The organism is Xanthomonas sp. CPBF 426 (assembly GCF_903989465.1).
GTDB lineage: Bacteria > Pseudomonadota > Gammaproteobacteria > Xanthomonadales > Xanthomonadaceae > Xanthomonas > Xanthomonas euroxanthea.
Map to the genome: position 1 here is coordinate 2,396,767 of NZ_LR861805.1, position 16,054 is coordinate 2,412,820.

At 66.0% G+C, this 16,054-nt stretch carries 17 protein-coding genes; 14 read left to right on the forward strand and 3 right to left on the reverse strand.

Annotated elements, in window-relative coordinates; all coding sequences use genetic code 11:
* Positions 1-143 precede the first annotated feature (143 nt).
* From ndk to glp, 8 genes are all read left to right on the forward strand, one after another.
* On the forward strand, positions 144-569 hold the full coding sequence (gene ndk / locus H7A87_RS10250) for a nucleoside-diphosphate kinase (RefSeq protein WP_024940120.1): 426 nt from the start codon (positions 144-146) through the stop codon (positions 567-569).
* Between the two features lie 18 nt (positions 570-587).
* A complete protein-coding gene (gene rlmN, locus H7A87_RS10255) occupies positions 588-1,793 on the forward strand; it encodes a 23S rRNA (adenine(2503)-C(2))-methyltransferase RlmN (RefSeq protein WP_104582654.1) in 1,206 nt (401 codons plus the stop codon).
* A gap of 10 nt (positions 1,794-1,803) precedes the next feature.
* A complete protein-coding gene (gene pilW, locus H7A87_RS10260; protein ID WP_119128876.1) occupies positions 1,804-2,592 on the forward strand; it encodes a type IV pilus biogenesis/stability protein PilW in 789 nt (262 codons plus the stop codon).
* Positions 2,589-3,449, forward strand: coding sequence for a helix-turn-helix domain-containing protein (locus H7A87_RS10265; RefSeq protein ID WP_104582653.1), 861 nt, complete (start codon positions 2,589-2,591; stop codon positions 3,447-3,449). Before pilW ends, H7A87_RS10265 begins: the two co-directional genes overlap by 4 nt.
* Positions 3,450-3,519: 70 nt before the next feature.
* Positions 3,520-4,158 carry a tetratricopeptide repeat protein gene (locus H7A87_RS10270; RefSeq protein WP_104582652.1) on the forward strand — a complete coding sequence of 213 codons (639 nt, stop codon included), beginning with the start codon at positions 3,520-3,522 and terminating at the stop codon, positions 4,156-4,158.
* Positions 4,158-5,375: an outer membrane protein assembly factor BamB gene (gene bamB / locus H7A87_RS10275; RefSeq protein ID WP_164739796.1), complete on the forward strand. Its 1,218-nt coding sequence runs from the start codon at positions 4,158-4,160 to the stop codon at positions 5,373-5,375. The genes H7A87_RS10270 and bamB overlap by 1 nt, the downstream gene beginning before the upstream one ends.
* A gap of 10 nt (positions 5,376-5,385) precedes the next feature.
* Positions 5,386-6,783: a ribosome biogenesis GTPase Der gene (gene der, locus H7A87_RS10280; protein ID WP_024940126.1), complete on the forward strand. Its 1,398-nt coding sequence runs from the start codon at positions 5,386-5,388 to the stop codon at positions 6,781-6,783.
* A gap of 179 nt (positions 6,784-6,962) precedes the next feature.
* A complete protein-coding gene (glp, locus tag H7A87_RS10285) occupies positions 6,963-8,183 on the forward strand; it encodes a gephyrin-like molybdotransferase Glp (RefSeq protein WP_119128774.1) in 1,221 nt (406 codons plus the stop codon).
* Positions 8,184-8,454: 271 nt separating this feature from the next.
* Here glp and moeB read toward each other — a convergent pair whose 3' ends face one another.
* Positions 8,455-9,597 (reverse strand): molybdopterin-synthase adenylyltransferase MoeB, encoded by a 1,143-nt coding sequence (gene moeB, locus H7A87_RS10290; RefSeq protein WP_115677193.1) that lies wholly within the window; start codon positions 9,595-9,597, stop codon positions 8,455-8,457.
* Positions 9,598-9,701: 104 nt separating this feature from the next.
* Between moeB and H7A87_RS10295 the strand changes: the two genes are divergently transcribed.
* The 3 genes from H7A87_RS10295 to xth all read left to right on the forward strand — a co-directional run bounded on the left by H7A87_RS10295 (position 9,702) and on the right by xth (position 12,222).
* A complete protein-coding gene (locus H7A87_RS10295) occupies positions 9,702-9,917 on the forward strand; it encodes a hypothetical protein (protein ID WP_104582649.1) in 216 nt (71 codons plus the stop codon).
* A 505-nt stretch (positions 9,918-10,422) separates the two neighbouring features.
* Positions 10,423-11,001, forward strand: coding sequence for a DUF4142 domain-containing protein (locus H7A87_RS10300; RefSeq protein ID WP_119128773.1), 579 nt, complete (start codon positions 10,423-10,425; stop codon positions 10,999-11,001).
* Positions 11,002-11,217: 216 nt separating this feature from the next.
* Positions 11,218-12,222 (forward strand): exodeoxyribonuclease III, encoded by a 1,005-nt coding sequence (xth, locus tag H7A87_RS10305; protein WP_119128772.1) that lies wholly within the window; start codon positions 11,218-11,220, stop codon positions 12,220-12,222.
* Positions 12,223-12,232: 10 nt separating this feature from the next.
* Here the strand turns inward: xth and H7A87_RS10310 are convergent, their stop codons facing one another.
* Positions 12,233-12,523: a hypothetical protein gene (locus tag H7A87_RS10310; RefSeq protein ID WP_115677146.1), complete on the reverse strand. Its 291-nt coding sequence runs from the start codon at positions 12,521-12,523 to the stop codon at positions 12,233-12,235.
* 210 nt (positions 12,524-12,733) lie between these two features.
* Between H7A87_RS10310 and H7A87_RS10315 the strand changes: the two genes are divergently transcribed.
* Genes H7A87_RS10315 through H7A87_RS10325 form a run of 3 tightly spaced genes read left to right on the forward strand, consistent with a single transcriptional unit; the run spans position 12,734 to position 14,949 of the window.
* On the forward strand, positions 12,734-13,987 hold the full coding sequence (locus H7A87_RS10315; RefSeq protein WP_119128771.1) for a molybdopterin molybdotransferase MoeA: 1,254 nt from the start codon (positions 12,734-12,736) through the stop codon (positions 13,985-13,987).
* A gap of 46 nt (positions 13,988-14,033) precedes the next feature.
* On the forward strand, positions 14,034-14,603 hold the full coding sequence (locus H7A87_RS10320; RefSeq protein ID WP_119128770.1) for a molybdenum cofactor guanylyltransferase: 570 nt from the start codon (positions 14,034-14,036) through the stop codon (positions 14,601-14,603).
* A complete protein-coding gene (locus tag H7A87_RS10325; RefSeq protein ID WP_119128769.1) occupies positions 14,587-14,949 on the forward strand; it encodes a hypothetical protein in 363 nt (120 codons plus the stop codon). Before H7A87_RS10320 ends, H7A87_RS10325 begins: the two co-directional genes overlap by 17 nt.
* Positions 14,950-14,974: 25 nt before the next feature.
* Here H7A87_RS10325 and H7A87_RS10330 read toward each other — a convergent pair whose 3' ends face one another.
* Entirely contained in the window at positions 14,975-15,973 is a 999-nt protein-coding gene (locus H7A87_RS10330) for an NAD(P)-dependent oxidoreductase (protein ID WP_119128768.1), read from the reverse strand.
* Positions 15,974-16,054 lie beyond the last annotated feature (81 nt).

A 16,054-nucleotide genomic window follows, 5' to 3' on the forward strand; every position in this document is an offset into this window, starting at 1 on the left:
GCACGATTCAGGGGGCGGTGTGCAAACGCAGCGACGAAGAGATAGAATTGACCATCGCAAAGAAGCCTAAGCCCGCGTTTTGACGCGGGTTTTTTTCATGATAATCTCGGGCCTTCAGTGGCCCGCCCAACGGAGATCTTCCCATGGCGCTGGAGCGCACCCTGTCCATCATCAAGCCCGACGCCGTTGCCAAGAACGTCATCGGCGAAATCTACAGCCGTTTCGAAAAGGCCGGCCTGAAGATCGTGGCATCCAAGTACAAGCAGCTGTCGCGTCGCGAAGCCGAAGGCTTCTATGCCGTGCACCGCGAGCGTCCGTTCTTCAACGCGCTGGTCGAGTTCATGATCTCCGGCCCGGTGATGATCCAGGCGCTGGAAGGCGAGAACGCCGTTGCCGCACACCGTGACCTGCTGGGCGCGACCAATCCCAAGGACGCCGCGCCGGGCACCATCCGCGCCGACTTCGCCGACTCGATCGATGCCAACGCCGCCCACGGCTCGGATTCGGTCGAGAACGCTGCCAACGAAGTCGCGTATTTCTTTGCCGCCACCGAAGTGGTCTCGCGCTGAGGCCGAGAGAGTCGAATCGTGAATGAGGTCGTGATCCCCTCCGTGCTGCAGGACGTTCCCGTCCGTGCCCCGGAACTGCGCAAGCAGAACCTGCTCGACCTCGACCGCGAGGGACTGGAGCGCTTCTTCGCCGACACGCTCGGCGAAGCGCGCTACCGTGCCCATCAGGTGATGAAGTGGATCCACCATCGCTACGTCACCGATTTCGACCAGATGACGGACCTCGGCAAGGCGCTGCGTGCGAAGTTGCACCAGCATGCCGAGGTCCTCGTCCCGAATGTCGTGTTCGACAAGCCGTCCACCGACGGGACCCACAAATGGCTGCTGGCCATGGGCACCGACGGCAAGAACGCGATCGAAACCGTCTACATCCCCGACAAGGGGCGCGGCACGCTGTGCGTGTCGTCCCAGGTCGGCTGCGGCCTGAACTGCACCTTCTGTTCGACCGCCACCCAGGGCTTCAACCGCAACCTCACCACTGCCGAGATCGTCGGGCAGGTGTGGGTGGCGGCGCGCCATCTGGGCAACGTGCCGCACCAGCAGCGCCGCCTCACCAATGTGGTGATGATGGGTATGGGCGAGCCGTTGATGAATTTCGACAACGTCGTGCGCGCGATGAGCGTGATGCGCGACGACCTGGGCTACGGCCTGGCCAGCAAGCGGGTGACGCTGTCGACCTCGGGCCTGGTGCCGATGATCGACCGGCTCTCGACCGAAAGCGATGTCTCGCTGGCGGTCTCCTTGCATGCCGCCAACGACACGCTGCGCGAAAGCCTGGTGCCGTTGAACAAGAAGTACCCGATCGCCGAGCTGATGGAGTCGTGCGCGCGCTATCTGCGCGGCAACAAGAAGCGCGATTCGGTCACCTTCGAGTACACGTTGATGAAGGGCATCAACGACCAGCCCGAGCATGCGCGCCAGCTGGCCCGGTTGATGCGGCAGTTCGACAATGCGGTGCAGTCCAAGGACGCAGGCAAGGTCAACCTGATCCCGTTCAATCCATTCCCGGGCACGCGTTATGAGCGCTCGGGCGAGACCGAGATCCGCGCCTTCCAGAAGATCCTGCTCGATGCGCAAGTACTGACGATGGTGCGCCGTACCCGCGGTGACGACATCGACGCCGCCTGTGGGCAGCTCAAGGGGCAGGTCATGGACCGTACCCGTCGGCAGGCGGATTTCCTGCGTACCCTGGAAGGGCAGGCCGGTCGAGATGCGGCAGCGTGATCTTGCCGTCATGGCGGCCGCGGCGATCGCGCTGAGCGTGGTCGGCTGCGGTGGTCGCAATGCCAAGGCGGGCTCGGTCCAGACGGTCGAGGAGGTCGCGCAGGTGCACTCGTTCCGCGACAGCAACGCAACCAAGAATCGTCTGGCGGTGCAGGAAAAGCTCGGTCTGGCCAATAACCGGCTGCAGATAGGCGACTATGCCGCTGCCGAGGAACAGGTCCGTGCAGCCTTGAAGAAAGATCCCCAATCGGTGGATGCCATTGGGTTGCTCGCGCTGATTCAGGGTGCCAAGGGCGATGTTTCCGGCTCCGGTGCCTCTTACCGCCGGGCTGCGGAACTTGCACCCCAGCGTGGCGATGTCTTGAACAATTACGGCGCATGGTTGTGCGCGAACGGCTCGCCGGCCGAAGCCTTGCTCTGGTTCGATCGCGCCCTGACCGACAGAAACTACGCATCGCCCGCCTCTGCATTGGGTAATGCAGGCGGTTGCGCGCTCAAGGCCGGGCAGCCGGAACGTGCAGCCAGTGACTTGCGGAAAGCGCTGGAACTGGATCCACTCAATCCGTACGCACTCGAGTCGATGGCGCGTTCGGAAGCGACACGTCGCAATTATTTCGAAGCGCGCGCCTTTATCGAACGACGGCTTGCGGCTGCACCGGCAACCGCTTCCGTGTTACAACTCGCCATTCAGATTGAGCAAGGGCTGGGCGACAAGGTAGCTGCCAGCCGTTACCAACAGCGGTTGGTCAGGGAATTTCCTGACGCAGCGACCGCCAACTCCGGGGCCAATGCATTGTGATCAGTGATTCCAATCCGAACCCTTTCGAGCAGGAAAAGGGCTGCGGACAGCATTTGCGCGACGCGCGCGAAGCGGCAGGTCTGAGCGTGGACGAAGTCGCTGGCAAGCTGCGCATGCCGGCGCATGTGGTGCGCTCGCTAGAGCAGGAAGAATGGCAGCGCCTGGGCGCGCCGGTCTTTGTGCGTGGTCAGTTGCGCAGCTATGCGCGCCTGCTGCATGTGGACCTGGAGCCATTGCTGAAGCAGGCCACCATTGCGCCGATCGAGCCGGTCAAGCTGGTCAGTCATACGCATACGCCGCGGGCGCGGCGCATCCTGGAAAGCACGGCGCGCAAGGCGATGTATGTGGTGATCACCGGCGTGTTCGCGGTGCCGGTGTGGTATGCGACCCGCTCACACCTGGATGGCACGGTGCCCAGCACGGTGTCGCTGGACAGCATGCCCGAGACGCCCAGGGCCGGTACCCCGGCCAACGCTGCAACACAGCCGGCCGGCGCGCCGCGCGAGCAGCCGGCCCCGTACATCGCCTCGATGACGCCAGTGCCGCGCGCCACGCCCGAGGTCGAGACGCCTGCAGCGGCGTCCGCCACTGGCGGCAGTCTGTCGTTGAGCTTCAGTGGCGACAGCTGGGTGCAGATTCTGGCGCCCGATGGCAGCGCGGTCGAAAAAGCACTGGTGCGTGCCGGCGAGCGTCGCAGTTATTCGCCCGGGCAGGTGGGCCGGGTCGTGCTGGGCAACGCGTCGGCGGTAGAGGTTCAGCAGGGCGGCAGTATCGTCGACGTGAGACCGTTCCAGCGCGCTAACGTCGCCCGTTTTGCGGTATCCTCCGACGGCTCCGTGGTACCTGCTTCCGAGTGAAGCGGACTGCGGTTTTTCATTTTTCCCTATTGATGTTCCGCGCCTCCGGGATGACGGAGCGAGAGTACGCATGGCGATCGACGATCTGCTGGACGAACACGAACAAGGCGAACGCGTTCGTTCCTGGTTGAGAAAGAATGGCGCAGGGCTGATTGGCGGCGTCGTACTGGGCCTGGCCCTGATCCTGGGCTGGCAGTGGTGGCAGAAGCACACCGCCACTCAATCGGTGGAAGCCAATACCCGTTACGAGGCGGTGGTGAAGTCCATCCAGGGCAAGGACCTGGACAAGGCGGCCAAGGACATCGTGGCGCTCGATGACGGCAAGGGTGGAATCTACGCCGAGCTGGCTGCATTGCGTCTGGCCAAGGCCCAGGTGGATGCCGGCAAGCATGCCGAGGCGATCAAGACCTTGCGCGACGTGCCCGCCGAAGGCGAGCTCAAGCAGATCGTGCAGCAGCGCCTGGCGCGCGTGCTGACCGAAAGCGGCAAGCCGGACGAAGCGATCACGCTGCTGGCCGATGCGCAGGATCACACCAGCCTGGAGATCCGCGCCGATGCGCTGGTGGTGCAGGGCAAGCCGGATCAAGCGCGTGCGCTCTACGCCAAGGCCCTGACCACGGTGGACGTGGCCTCGCCGCAGCGCCGTTTGCTGGAAACCAAGCTGATGGATGTGGGCGGCAAGGTGCCCGATCCGGCGGAGCCGATTTGATGAAGCAGGTTGATATGTACAAGCGCATTGCATTGATCGCCCTGATGGGCGTGTCGCTGGCCGGTTGCAGCACCGTCAAGGGCTGGTTTGCCGGGAAGGACGCTGCCGCCAAGAAGGCGCAGGAACCTGCCGAGCTGGTCAAGTTCGAGCCGTCGGTCAAGGTCGACAAGATCTGGTCCACCGGCGTGGGCAAGGGCGAAGGCCATATCGGCGTGCGTCAGCGTCCGGCGGTGGCCGATGGCAAGGTGTACGCCTCGGCGATCACCGGCGGCGTGCAGGCACTGGACCTGCAGACCGGCAAGCGCGTGTGGGAATACAAGCCCAAGAAGGAAGAGCGCAACGATCGCAAGTTCAAGCAGCGCCTGTCCGGTGGCCCCGGCGTCGGCGATGGCCTGGTGGTGATCGGCACGCTGTCTGGCGACGTGATTGCGCTGAACCAGGCCGATGGCACCGAAAAGTGGCGTGCCAAGGTGCCGAACGAAGTCATCGCTGCACCGGCCATTGCACAGAACCTGGTGTTGGTGCGCAGCAACGATGGTCGCGTCACTGCCTTCGACGCAGCCACCGGCGAGCGTCGCTGGTTCCATGCCGAAGAAGGCCCGACCCTGTCGGTGCGCGGCAATGCACCGATCGTGACCGGCCCGGGTGTGCTGTTCGTCGGTAACGATAGCGGCACCTTGAGCGCGCTGGCGTTGCAGGACGGCCGCCCGTTGTGGGAACAGGCGATTGGTGTGCCGGAAGGCCGCACCGAGCTGGAGCGCATGTCCGATGTGGACGGCGCGCCGGTGCTCGACGGCACCACGCTGTATGCGACCAGCTTCAAGAACGAGACTCTCGCACTGGAAGGCCCGAGCGGTCGTCCGCTGTGGACGCGCGATCACGGCGGCGCCGGTGGCGTCGGCGTGTCGTCCGCGGTGGTGGTGGTGTCCGATAACGCCGGCTCGGTGTGGGGCCTGGACAAGAGCAGCGGTGCGGCGATGTGGTCGCAGGCCGCGCTGGCACGTCGCTCCCTGACCGGTGTGGCCATCCAGGGCGATTACGCCGTGGTCGGCGATTACAAAGGCTATCTGCACTGGCTGAAGCTCAGCGATGGTGCACTGGCCGCGCGCGCTCGCGCTGGACGCGACACGCTGCTGGCGCAGCCGATCGTCGTGGATGGCATTCTGTTGGTACAAAACACCGATGGCGATATCACCGCCTTCCGGTTGGCACAATAAGGACTTCGCGATGCTGCCCCTGGTCGCCCTGGTCGGACGGCCCAATGTCGGCAAGTCCACCATCTTCAATGCGCTGACGCGCACCCGTGACGCGCTGGTCCACGACCAGCCCGGCGTCACCCGCGACCGTAACTACGGGGTGTGTCGTCTCGACGAGGAGCGCCCGTTCATCGTCGTCGATACCGGCGGTATCGCCGGCGACGAGGAAGGCCTGGCCGGCGCCACCGCACGCCAGGCACGTGCCGCGGCCGGTGAAGCCGACCTGGTGCTGTTCGTGGTCGACGGCCGCGAAGGCGCCTCCTCGCTGGATGACGAGATCCTGGCCTGGCTGCGCAAGCTGGCGCGGCCGACCGTGCTGGTCATCAACAAGATCGACGGCACCGACGAGGAGACCGTGCGCTCGGAATTCGCGCGCTACGGCTTCTCCGACGTGGTGGCGCTGTCTGCCGCGCATCGGCAGGGCATCGACGAACTGCTCGAGGAAGTCGGCGCACGCCTGCCCGAGGAAGGTGCCGGCGAGTTGCTGGACACCGACCCGGCACGTGTACGCATCGCCTTTGTCGGCCGCCCGAACGTGGGCAAGTCGACGCTGGTCAATCGCCTGCTCGGCGAAGAACGCATGATTGCCTCGGAAGTGCCGGGCACCACGCGCGATTCGATCGCCGTGGACATGGACCGCGACGGGCGCCAGTACCGCTTGATCGACACGGCCGGCCTGCGTCGCCGTGGCAAGGTCGAGGAGGCGGTGGAGAAATTCAGCGCGTTCAAGACGCTGCAGGCGATCGAGCAGTGCCAGGTCGCGGTGCTGATGCTCGATGCCGGCGAAGGCGTCACCGATCAGGACGCGACTATCCTGGGGGCGATCCTGGATGCCGGTCGTGCCCTGGTGGTGGCGATCAACAAATGGGACGGGCAGAGCGACTACCAGCGTGCGCAGGCCGAAGACCTGCTGGCGCGCAAGCTGGGCTTCGTCAGCTGGGCCGAGGCGGTGCGGATTTCCGCGCTGCACGGCTCGGGCATGCGCGAGTTGTTCCAGGCGATCCATCGCGCACACGCGTCGGCCACGCACGAGTTCAGCACCAGCGAAGTCAACCAGGCGCTGGAAATCGCCTACGAGACCAATCCGCCGCCAAGCATCCGAGGCCATGTCTCCAAGCTGCGTTACGTGCATCCGGGTGGCGCAAATCCGCCGACCTTCATCGTGCATGGCACGCGCCTGAAGGTGCTGCCGGAGTCCTACAAGCGCTATCTGGAAAACTTCTTCCGCAAGCGCTTCAAGCTGGTCGGCACGCCGGTGCGTTTCATCTTCCGCGAAGGCGCCAATCCGTACGAGGGCAAGAAGAACACGCTCACCGAACGGCAGGTGGCGCGCAAAAGACGGTTGATGAAGCACGTCAAGGGCAAGTAAGCAGGGCACCAGCCACGCCTGGCGCGCGATCGTCAGGTGAAGTGAGTGCCGGACCCTTTCTTGCCATGGCGATGCGGCGCGTACCACACCCGGGGTAGCGGCATTGACCTGCTTGCGGCACCTGCACGCGCGGTGCCGGGCGCTCCGGGCGGTCGTGTCGCACTGGTATCCTGCGTGCCATGACCGACTATCCCTCCCGCATTCCCTACGCGCAGGCATTGCAGATCCTGCAGGCCGTCGCAGCCAACAGCCGTCCGCCTGACGAAAACATCGCCACCTCGCGTGCCGATGGGCGCATCTGCGCTGCCGATCTGATCGCGCCGCTTGCATTGCCGCCCTTCGCCAACAGTGCGATGGATGGCTTTGCGTTGCGGCATGCCGATGTCGCTGCTGGCGATGCGTCATTGCAACTGGTCGGTGAACAATTCGCCGGCGAGCGCTGGACCGGCACGCTGAGCGCGGGCCAGTGCCTGCGCATCACCACCGGTGCGCCGCTGCCCGATGGCGCCGATACCGTGATCCCGAAGGAAGATGCGCAGGAGCGCGATGGCGTGGTGCGCTTCCGCACGGTGCCTGCCTTGGGTGCGGCGGTACGCCAGGCCGGTAGCGACGTGCGCGCGGGCGACCTGGTGATACAGAGCGGGCAGGTGTTGACGCCTGCCCGGATTGGACTGGCGGCTGCGCTGGGCCTGTCGCGGCTTGCAGTGGCGCCGCGGCCGACCATTGCGGTGCTGGCCACCGGCGATGAGCTGGTGGAGCCGGGCATGCCGTTGGGGCCGGGACAGATCTACAACAGCAACCGCGACATGCTGATGGCGCAGCTGCGCGCACTGGGCTATGCGCCGACCGCCTGGCCGACCCTGCCCGACGATCCACAGCGTATCCGCACGATGCTGGAAGATGCGGCTGCGGCCTTCGACGTGGTGATCACCTGCGGCGGCGTCTCGGCGGGAGAGAAGGATTATCTGCCGCAACTGATCGGCGAACTGGGCCGCATCCACTTCTGGCGCGTGCGCATGCGCCCGGGCATGCCGGCGGTGCTGGGCCAGATCGGCCGCTGCCTGGTGCTGGGCCTGCCGGGCAACCCGGTCTCGGTGCTGGCGACGTTGATCGCCTACGGCGTGCCGTTGCTGGATGGCCTGCAGGGACGTGGCGAGCCGCGTCCGTCCTGGCATGCGGCGCTGGCAAGCCCGTGGGAAAAACGTCACGAGCGCCTGGAGTTCCTGCGCGGGCGCCTGGAGTGCGGCGAAGACGGACGTCTGAGCGCGTTGCCGCACCGCGGCGATGCATCGCATCTGTTGCGTGGCGCGGCCGACAGCAATGCCCTGATCGTACTGCCAGAACAGGCGCGGCGCTTCGAGGCGGGCGAGATCGTGCGGGTGATTCCCTACGCGCTGTGATCCCTTGGTGAACCAGGCGCCGCCAGCAGGAAATACCGTGCCTGACGCCAGCGGGCGCGGCCGCTGCACGATGCGGCAGGTGTCCCGGTTTCTGGTCCATGCCGTTGCTTCCGTGCCGTTCGCACGCATCCGCCGACGGTGCGTCACATGGTGTCGGCGACGCTGAGGGAGCGACGACACGCAGCGGAAGACATCGCCTGTCTACCCAGCAAGCCGGCGCGCGGGGGATCGGCGGCAACCAGCGCCGCCGGTGTCCGTTCGGTCGCCGCTCTCAGCCGATTGCGCTGCCGCAGAACGCGGCGTAATCGGCATAACCGGCGAATGCGACGCCAGGTGCGCAGACCGGGCACTGCGGATCGGGCGGCAGGCGGATCTCGCGGAACCGCATCGCCAGCGCATCGAAGCTGAGCAAGCGTCCGGTGAGTGTGTCGCCGATACCGAGCAGCAACTTGATCGCCTCGGTGGCCTGCAGCAGTCCGATCACGCCGGGCAGTACGCCCAGCACGCCGGCTTCGGCGCAGCTGGGCGCGAATTCGGCTGGCGGTGGCTCGGGAAACAGGCAGCGATAGCACGGTGCCTGGCCGCGCTTGCGGCCGGCATCGAACACGCTCAGTTGTCCTTCGAACTGCTGTACCGCACCATAGACCAGCGGCTTGCCGAGTTTGACGCAGGCGTCGTTGAGCAAATAACGCGCAGGAAAATTATCGGCTCCGTCGACCACGACATCCACGTCCTCGAGCAAGGCGTCGACATTGTCGGCAGTCACGCGCGCCTGCCGCGCTTGGACCTGCACGCGTGGATTGAGCGCGGCAATGCGCTGCGCGGCCGAGCTGACCTTGGCAATGCCGACGCTGTCCTCGACATGCAGGATCTGGCGCTGCAGATTGCTGCGGTCCACGACATCGTCATCGACGATCCGCAGCTGGCCGACGCCGGCGGCGGCGAGATAGAACGCCGCAGGCGAGCCGAGCCCGCCTGCACCGACGAGCAACACGCGCGAACGCGCCAGGCGCTGCTGTCCTTCAAGACCGACCTGCGGCAGGCGCAGATGGCGCGAATACCGCTCGAGAAAATCCTGCTCGTCGGGCGGCAGGGTCGGGCGCACCAGGGGGAGGCCGGCGCTCGTCCATGCGGTGGTGCCACCGAGCACCGAAGACACCTGCGTATAGCCCTGCGCGCGCAGGATCTCCGCCGTGTGTGCCGAGCGCTTGCCACTCTGGCAGATCAGCACGATCTCGCGCGCCTGCTCCGACAGGTGCTGTGCGGGTGCGGTTTCCAGATCGCGTTGCGCAATGGCCAACGCGCCTTCGGCCTGGCCGCCGGCACGCTCGTGCAGCTGCCGGATATCGACCAGCAAGGCACCTTGCAGGGCGCGCAGGCGGGCGTTTGCAGGGGAGATGTCGTGGCTGCTCATGGCGCCATTGTCGCGCAAACGCAGGGCATGCGATGCACGGGATTGCCATGTTGGCATCAGGCTCACCAGCACGGCGGTAGCGTGGTCGTACAAGGAGACCCTCAATGACACCTGATATCGACGCGCAACTGAAACAACTTGCCGATGCATTGCCTGATATGCGTCGCCAGCATCCGGACGACTTCTGGGATGTCTTCCACGCACGTGCAGAGAAGATCACCGCTGCCGCGGGCTCGCAGGAGCAGGCGGCGCAAATCGTCAAGCGGATCGACGACATCCTGGCGGCCAATCAGCTGGGACCTGCGGATCCCGGTGCCTGAGCCCGCGGTCCTCGATGCGTGGGCGTTGCGGTGAGCTAGGTTGGCCTATGCCCGATCCGCGCATCTCCAGCATCGACCGGCAGCAAGCCGGCGCGGCATAGTTGTAGCGCCGGCTTGCCCGCAGCGGTGCCTGCGCCGGTTCAGCCTGGCGGGCGCCGTATCGGCATGCAATTGCTGCCGGCACAGCGTCACACCGCCACGCGGAACCGATGGAGACTCGAGCCTGCGGCGCGTGTGCGTCCTGCGTTCGATCGCAACGCGGGTGTCGGGCTGCCGAGGATTGCAAGCAGTCCGACGATCCGAGCCATACGCGATCGCTACGGGATCCATTGGCGCACCGCACTGCACTGCACCCAATGGCGCCGAAGAACTTCGTGACCTTCACTTGAGGTGAAGTGGGGTGCGGTGCAGCAAGGTTCTTTCTCCGATCGTCGACACCGGTTCGACGATCGGGTCACGCGGGGAGGGCCAGCATGGAGGCACATCCTCTAGCGTGGAGATTCTCATGAAAGCACGTCACCCGATGTTTGCAGCGCTGGCCCTGTATTTGGGCGTCACCGTCGCTGCGCATGCGCAGGCTGCAACGCAGGCCGACATGCCGGCCGCCCCCCAGCAACAGGCGGCCAATAGCATGCCGAACGCGAAGGAGCGCGAGGCGCTGGGCACCTTGAGCGCCATCAATACCAGCGAAATCAACGCGGCCAATCTCGCGTTGCAGAAGCAGGTGCAAGGCGGCGTGCGCGACTATGCGATGCAGATGGTCAAGGAGCACACCGAGAACAATCAGAAGCTGGCCAAATGGTCGCCGGACGTGTCTGCTGCCAGTGCCAAGGCGCAGATGAGCAAGGGCAAGACCGAACTGGCGACGCTGCAGAAGCTCGACGCCAAGGCCTTCGAGGCCGCCTACGTCACGGCGATGGTCAAGGACCACACCGATGCATTGTCAGCCTTGGACAAGCATCTGATTCCCGCTGCCAAGACGCCGCAGGTGCTGACGCATTTGCAGACCACGCGTAGCCATGTCGCCGACCATCTGGCGACAGCCAAGGCCCTGCAGGCCGGCACCAAGGGTGCTGGACACTGAAGCCTGTGAACATGGCCGGCAAGTGACTGACCGCCCGGTTGCCGCTGCAACGGGCGGTCGAGGTTTCGAGTGTGTCGGTCAAGACCGGCGACACAGGCTGATCGTCTGCTAGGTGGGCACCTATGCCAGCACGCGATGGAGCTTCACTCCGCTTGAGCATCCGCTTAATGCCAGGCCGGCGATGCTGTTCCATTACGCTCATCTGGCCGTTCGCCCATGCCCGCCACCACCCGCAAGATCGCGACCTTCAACGTCAATGGCATCACTAGCCGGCTGCCGCACTTGCTGGAATGGTTGCAGCGCGAGCAACCGGACATCGTCGGCTTGCAGGAACTGAAAGCCACGCAGGATGCCTTTCCGGAACAGGCGATCCGTGATGCCGGGTACGGCGTGATCTGGCAGGGCGAGAAGTCGTGGAATGGCGTGGCATTGCTGGCGCGTGGCGCCGATCCGGTGGAAATCCGTCGGGGGCTGCCATGGGACCGTGGCGATACGCAGAGCCGTTATCTCGAAGCGGCAATTCACGGGGTCGTGGTGGCCTGCCTGTATCTACCCAACGGCAATCCGCAGCCCGGGCCGAAGTTCGACTACAAGCTGGCATGGTTTCAACGCCTGATCCGGCATGCCAGGACGCTGGTGGACCTGCCACACCCGGTCGCACTGATCGGCGACTTCAACGTGGTGCCGACCGATGCCGACATCTATGATCCCAAAGGCTGGCGCAAGGATGCATTGCTGCAGCCGGAGAGCCGCCAGGCGTACCGGGCCCTGCTCGACCAGGGCTGGACCGACAGTCTGCTTGCCGTCCACGGCCAGACGCCGATCTATACCTTCTGGGACTATTTTCGCCAGCATTTTGCGCGTGATCGCGGCTTGCGCATCGATCACTTGTTGCTCAATCGCACCCTGGCGCCCAGACTGCAGGACGCCGGCGTGGACAAGTGGGTCCGTGCATTGGAAAAAGCCAGCGATCACGCGCCGACATGGATCAGCGTGCGTGTGCCGGACGTGGTAGCCGGGCAGGCACCGCAGGCCAAGGCTGTGTCCAAGCCGCGTAGACGGCCCGTCGCGAAGGCAGCTGCGGTGCGCAAGCCAACCGCGAAGACAACCGCGAAGACGGCGCCCAAGACCAGGACGAAGAAGACGCCAACGCCGCCCGCCACCAGCACGTCAACCGCACCCGCCAAGCCGCGCAAGCGGGCGAAGAAACGCGCTGAATAATGCGGCAGGCTTAGCCGGTCCCGCTTGCATGGCGACGCTCCATCCGACGCTGCTTGATCCGGTGCAGCACATGCCCGGTGAGGGCGGTCAGCAGGATCAGTACGTTGCTGACGATAAACACTGCATTGCCGACCAGGTAGCTGTAGAGGATGAACAGCACCGAGGCGCTGATCTGGCCGATGAACAGCCAGCGCGACACGCCGTGCGCTGCGTCCGAGCGCCATTGCTTGTAGATCTGGCGGATCAAGGTGGCAATCAGGATGGTACTGGCGAGCCAGCCCACAAGGTCGACGGGTTGCATGCGGAACGGCTACCGTGGGGAACGGCGTGCAATAGTGCGAGGTGCCATGTGGGCATGGCGTTCTAGCGGCTTCAAGCGACGCGCGCCATCGGCCAGACAGGCTTGTGCGTGCAGCAGGAGGCAGCGATGCCGCAACCGCCATACCTGTACCGGCCGCGCCGGGGGCCGGTATCCTAGCCAGGTCATCCATCGCTCGACCGTGCCTTGCTCATGATCAGCTACGCCGACGCACTTGCGATTGTCCACCAGCAGATCGCCGTGCTTGCCGGCGAGTGGGTGGACAGTGCCGATGCCGAGGGACGGGTGCTTGCGCAGGCCTTGTCGAGTCCGGCCGAGCTGCCGGTGTTCGACAACAGCGCGATGGATGGATTTGCGTTGCTCACTGCCGGCCGCGGTGCAACCGCCGGCAGCGAACACGTCATCGGCGGCAGCGTTGCCGCAGGTGAAGATGCCGTTGGCATCGCGGTTGGCCACGCTTGGGAAATCATGACCGGTGCCGGCTTGCCTGCGGGTGCCGATGCAGTGGTGCCGATCGAGCAGGTGGACGTGCTGGCGCATGATGGCCCACGGCCCAGCCGCATCCGTCTGCGCGCCGATCTTCGCGCCGGCCAGCACATTCGGCGACGCGGAGAAGATGTGGCCTTGCACGATCGCGTGATCGCGGCCGGCACCGTGCTGCGCGCCGCCCACCTGATGCTGTTGGCCGCGCTCGGGTGTGCGCGTGTGCAGGTGGTGCGGCGTCCGCGTGTGGCCCTGATTGCGACCGGCCGCGAGCTGGTCGGCGATCCGGCGCAGCCGCTGCAGCCTGGTCAGATCCGCGATGGCACCAGCAGCTATCTGCTCAGCCAGCTGCGTGCAGCCGGTGCCGAAGTCGTGTGGCATGGACAGGTGGGCGATGACGCTGCCGGCTTCGATCCGGCGCTTGCGCAGGCGCGCAATGCGGGCGCCGATGTGATTCTGAGCACGGGCGCGGTGTCGCGCGGTCGCTACGATTTCGTGCCGGATGCCTTGGCACGGCATGGCGCGGCGGTGCTGTTCCACAAGGTTGCGGTGCGGCCGGGCAAGCCGGTATTGCTGGCGCGCTTCGAGGACGGCGTGCTGTACGTCGGCCTGCCGGGCAATCCAATGGCCAGCGCCGCCGGGCTGCGTTTTTTTGTCGAGCCGGCGTTGCGCGGCTTGCTTGGCATGCCGGCCGAGCGCGGCTTGCAGGTTTCGCTGGAGACGCCGATGCAGGCACGGCCACTCTGGCGGCAGCACCTGCGCGCACGCTTGAGCTGCAGCGCTGCCGGCGTGCTCTGCGTGCAGATCCTGCCGCAGCAGGAGTCGTTCCGCGTGGCGCCGTTGCTGCAGGCCAATGTGTGGGCAGTGCTGGAACCGCAGGACGCGGGCGCCGCGCCCGCGACGACGGCGCAGGTGTTCGGGCTGGGCCATCTGCAGCCGGCCGCACCGGCGCTTGTGCCATGAGCGTGCGCCGGCACGTGGCGCGCTGTGTTGCCGGCGGGCGGGCGGCATGAGCGCCACGCCTGCCTGGACGGGTCTGGTGCTGGCCGGTGGCCGGTCCTCGCGGATGGGGCGGGACAAGGCGCTGCTGCAGTGGCACGGCCGTCCGTTGCTGGAGCACATGCAGGCCTTGCTGCGTGATGCCGGCGCGCGCGATGTGGTGATCAGCGGCGATCGCCCGGGCTATGCCGGGATTGCCGACGTGCAGCCGGACCTGGGGCCGCTGGGCGGCCTGGCCAGCGTCATCGATCGGCTGGCCGATGCAGTGACGCTGGTGGTGGTCCCGGTCGACATGCCACTGCTGTCCAGGGCATTGCTGGAGCGGCTGCTGGCCCCGCCACATCGGCGCTGCGTTGCCTTCGAAGACCAGATGTTGCCAATGCGGCTGTACTTGGATGCCGCTGTGCGTGAGGCACTCGCTGCGCTGATGGCCGGCGCCGGGCCGTCGCGCTCGCTGCGCGCCCTGCAGGCCGCATTGCATTGCCATCGCGTGGCTGTCACCGCCAGCCAACGCGCCTCGTTCGTCAATTGCAATACGCCCGAGCAGTGGAGTCAGCTCACGCATGAAAATCCAGATTGAAGGTCAGCAGCTGCGCTTTCGCATCGACGAAGCCGAACTGGCCGAGTTGCTTGCCGGGCGCACGGTCGAGAACCTGAGCCGCTTGCCGAGCGGGCAGGGCGCGCGCCTGGTGCGCCACAGCGTGAGCCTGACCGGTGGTCATGCAGCCTGCAACTGCGCCACCGACCATTGGCAGTTGTCGGTGCCGCGCGATGCGCTGGAAGACCATGCACGGCAATTGCCCAGCCGCGAGGGACTGCGCTTCAGCTTCGACGCCGGTGCTGGCCATGCCGAACAGACGGCGTTGCAGGTGACCTTCGATATCGATGTGCGCGACAGTGCGCGCAAGCGCTTTCCGAAAACCTGAGGCGGTGGCTACACGCGCACACCGCTCATGCGTCGGCTTCAAGCCGCGCAGCAATGCCGGGCACACGCTCGCACGCCAGGCCACGCGCCTGCAGCGCGGCCTGGATTGCGGCAGCATCGGTATCGCTGTAACCGGCGCCGCTGCGCAATGCGACCACGTGCAGGCCTTCGGTGGCCAGTTCCAGCAAGAGATCGTGCTGTGCCGCGGCATCGTGCGGCAAGCCGCGGCGTGAGGCATCACGCCTTGCAAGTTCCAGCACTGCCTCGGGGATGTCGTCGCCGATCAGCAGGACGTCGGCCAGATTCATCGCGCGCAGCGCCTTGAGGGTGAGCAGGCCGGGATCGCCCGGGCCGGTGCCGACCAGTTGCACGCTGCCACGTGCCGGCACCGCGCCGGCATCGTCCAGTGCGGCGATGAAGGCGCTTTCGGCCGCGTCGTCGTTGCCGGCCTGCAGCAGCAGCGGCACGTTGCCGTCGATGACGCGGTCGAACCAGCGCCGGCGCCGGTTCATGTCGGGGAACTGGCTGCGGATGCGCTCGCGGTGACGCGCAAACAGGCCGGCGAAGCGACCGACCGAGATATCCAGTTCGCGCTCGAGCCGTTCGCGCAGGCGGCGTGCCAGCATCGGTGCGGCACCGGCGGAGGAAATGGCGATGACCAGCGGATCGCGGTCCACGATGGCCGGCACCTGATAGGTCGACAGCTCCGCATCGTCCACCACGTTGACCAGGCGCTGACGCGCACCGGCGGCAGCGGCGACACGTTGATTCAACGCGCCGTCGTCGGTGGCGGCGACCACCAGCCACACGTCATCGATCCAGGCCGGATCGAACTGGCCGCCCAACTGTTCGAAACGGCCGGCCTGCATCAGCTCTGCCAGTTCGGGCGAGAGCGCATGCGCGTACAGGCGGATGTGCGCACCGGCCTTGAGCAGCGCCAGCACCTTGCGCGTGGCGACCTCGCCACCGCCGATGACCAGCACGGCGCGCGCCTGCAGGTTTGCGAACAACGGGAACAACGGCATCAGACGTACTCCGAAAGGATGGCTCGCATCGACGGCATGTTGCATGGCACCATCAGGCCACGTCCACGCCTCGCTGCCGCC

Bases quoted from the DNA above. Each gene is read 5' to 3' on its own strand.
- ndk (WP_024940120.1), top strand. From the start codon at position 144: ATGGCGCTGGAGCGCACCCTGTCCATCATCAAGCCCGACGCCGTTGCC.
- pilW (WP_119128876.1), top strand. From the start codon at position 1,804: ATGGCGGCCGCGGCGATCGCGCTGAGCGTGGTCGGCTGCGGTGGTCGC.
- H7A87_RS10270 (WP_104582652.1), top strand. From the start codon at position 3,520: ATGGCGATCGACGATCTGCTGGACGAACACGAACAAGGCGAACGCGTT.
- bamB (WP_164739796.1), top strand. From the start codon at position 4,158: ATGAAGCAGGTTGATATGTACAAGCGCATTGCATTGATCGCCCTGATG.
- der (WP_024940126.1), top strand. From the start codon at position 5,386: ATGCTGCCCCTGGTCGCCCTGGTCGGACGGCCCAATGTCGGCAAGTCC.
- glp (WP_119128774.1), top strand. From the start codon at position 6,963: ATGACCGACTATCCCTCCCGCATTCCCTACGCGCAGGCATTGCAGATC.
- moeB (WP_115677193.1), bottom strand. From the start codon at position 9,597: ATGAGCAGCCACGACATCTCCCCTGCAAACGCCCGCCTGCGCGCCCTG.
- H7A87_RS10295 (WP_104582649.1), top strand. From the start codon at position 9,702: ATGACACCTGATATCGACGCGCAACTGAAACAACTTGCCGATGCATTG.
- H7A87_RS10300 (WP_119128773.1), top strand. From the start codon at position 10,423: ATGAAAGCACGTCACCCGATGTTTGCAGCGCTGGCCCTGTATTTGGGC.
- xth (WP_119128772.1), top strand. From the start codon at position 11,218: ATGCCCGCCACCACCCGCAAGATCGCGACCTTCAACGTCAATGGCATC.
- H7A87_RS10310 (WP_115677146.1), bottom strand. From the start codon at position 12,523: ATGCAACCCGTCGACCTTGTGGGCTGGCTCGCCAGTACCATCCTGATT.
- H7A87_RS10315 (WP_119128771.1), top strand. From the start codon at position 12,734: ATGATCAGCTACGCCGACGCACTTGCGATTGTCCACCAGCAGATCGCC.
- H7A87_RS10320 (WP_119128770.1), top strand. From the start codon at position 14,034: ATGAGCGCCACGCCTGCCTGGACGGGTCTGGTGCTGGCCGGTGGCCGG.
- H7A87_RS10325 (WP_119128769.1), top strand. From the start codon at position 14,587: ATGAAAATCCAGATTGAAGGTCAGCAGCTGCGCTTTCGCATCGACGAA.
- H7A87_RS10330 (WP_119128768.1), bottom strand. From the start codon at position 15,973: ATGCCGTTGTTCCCGTTGTTCGCAAACCTGCAGGCGCGCGCCGTGCTG.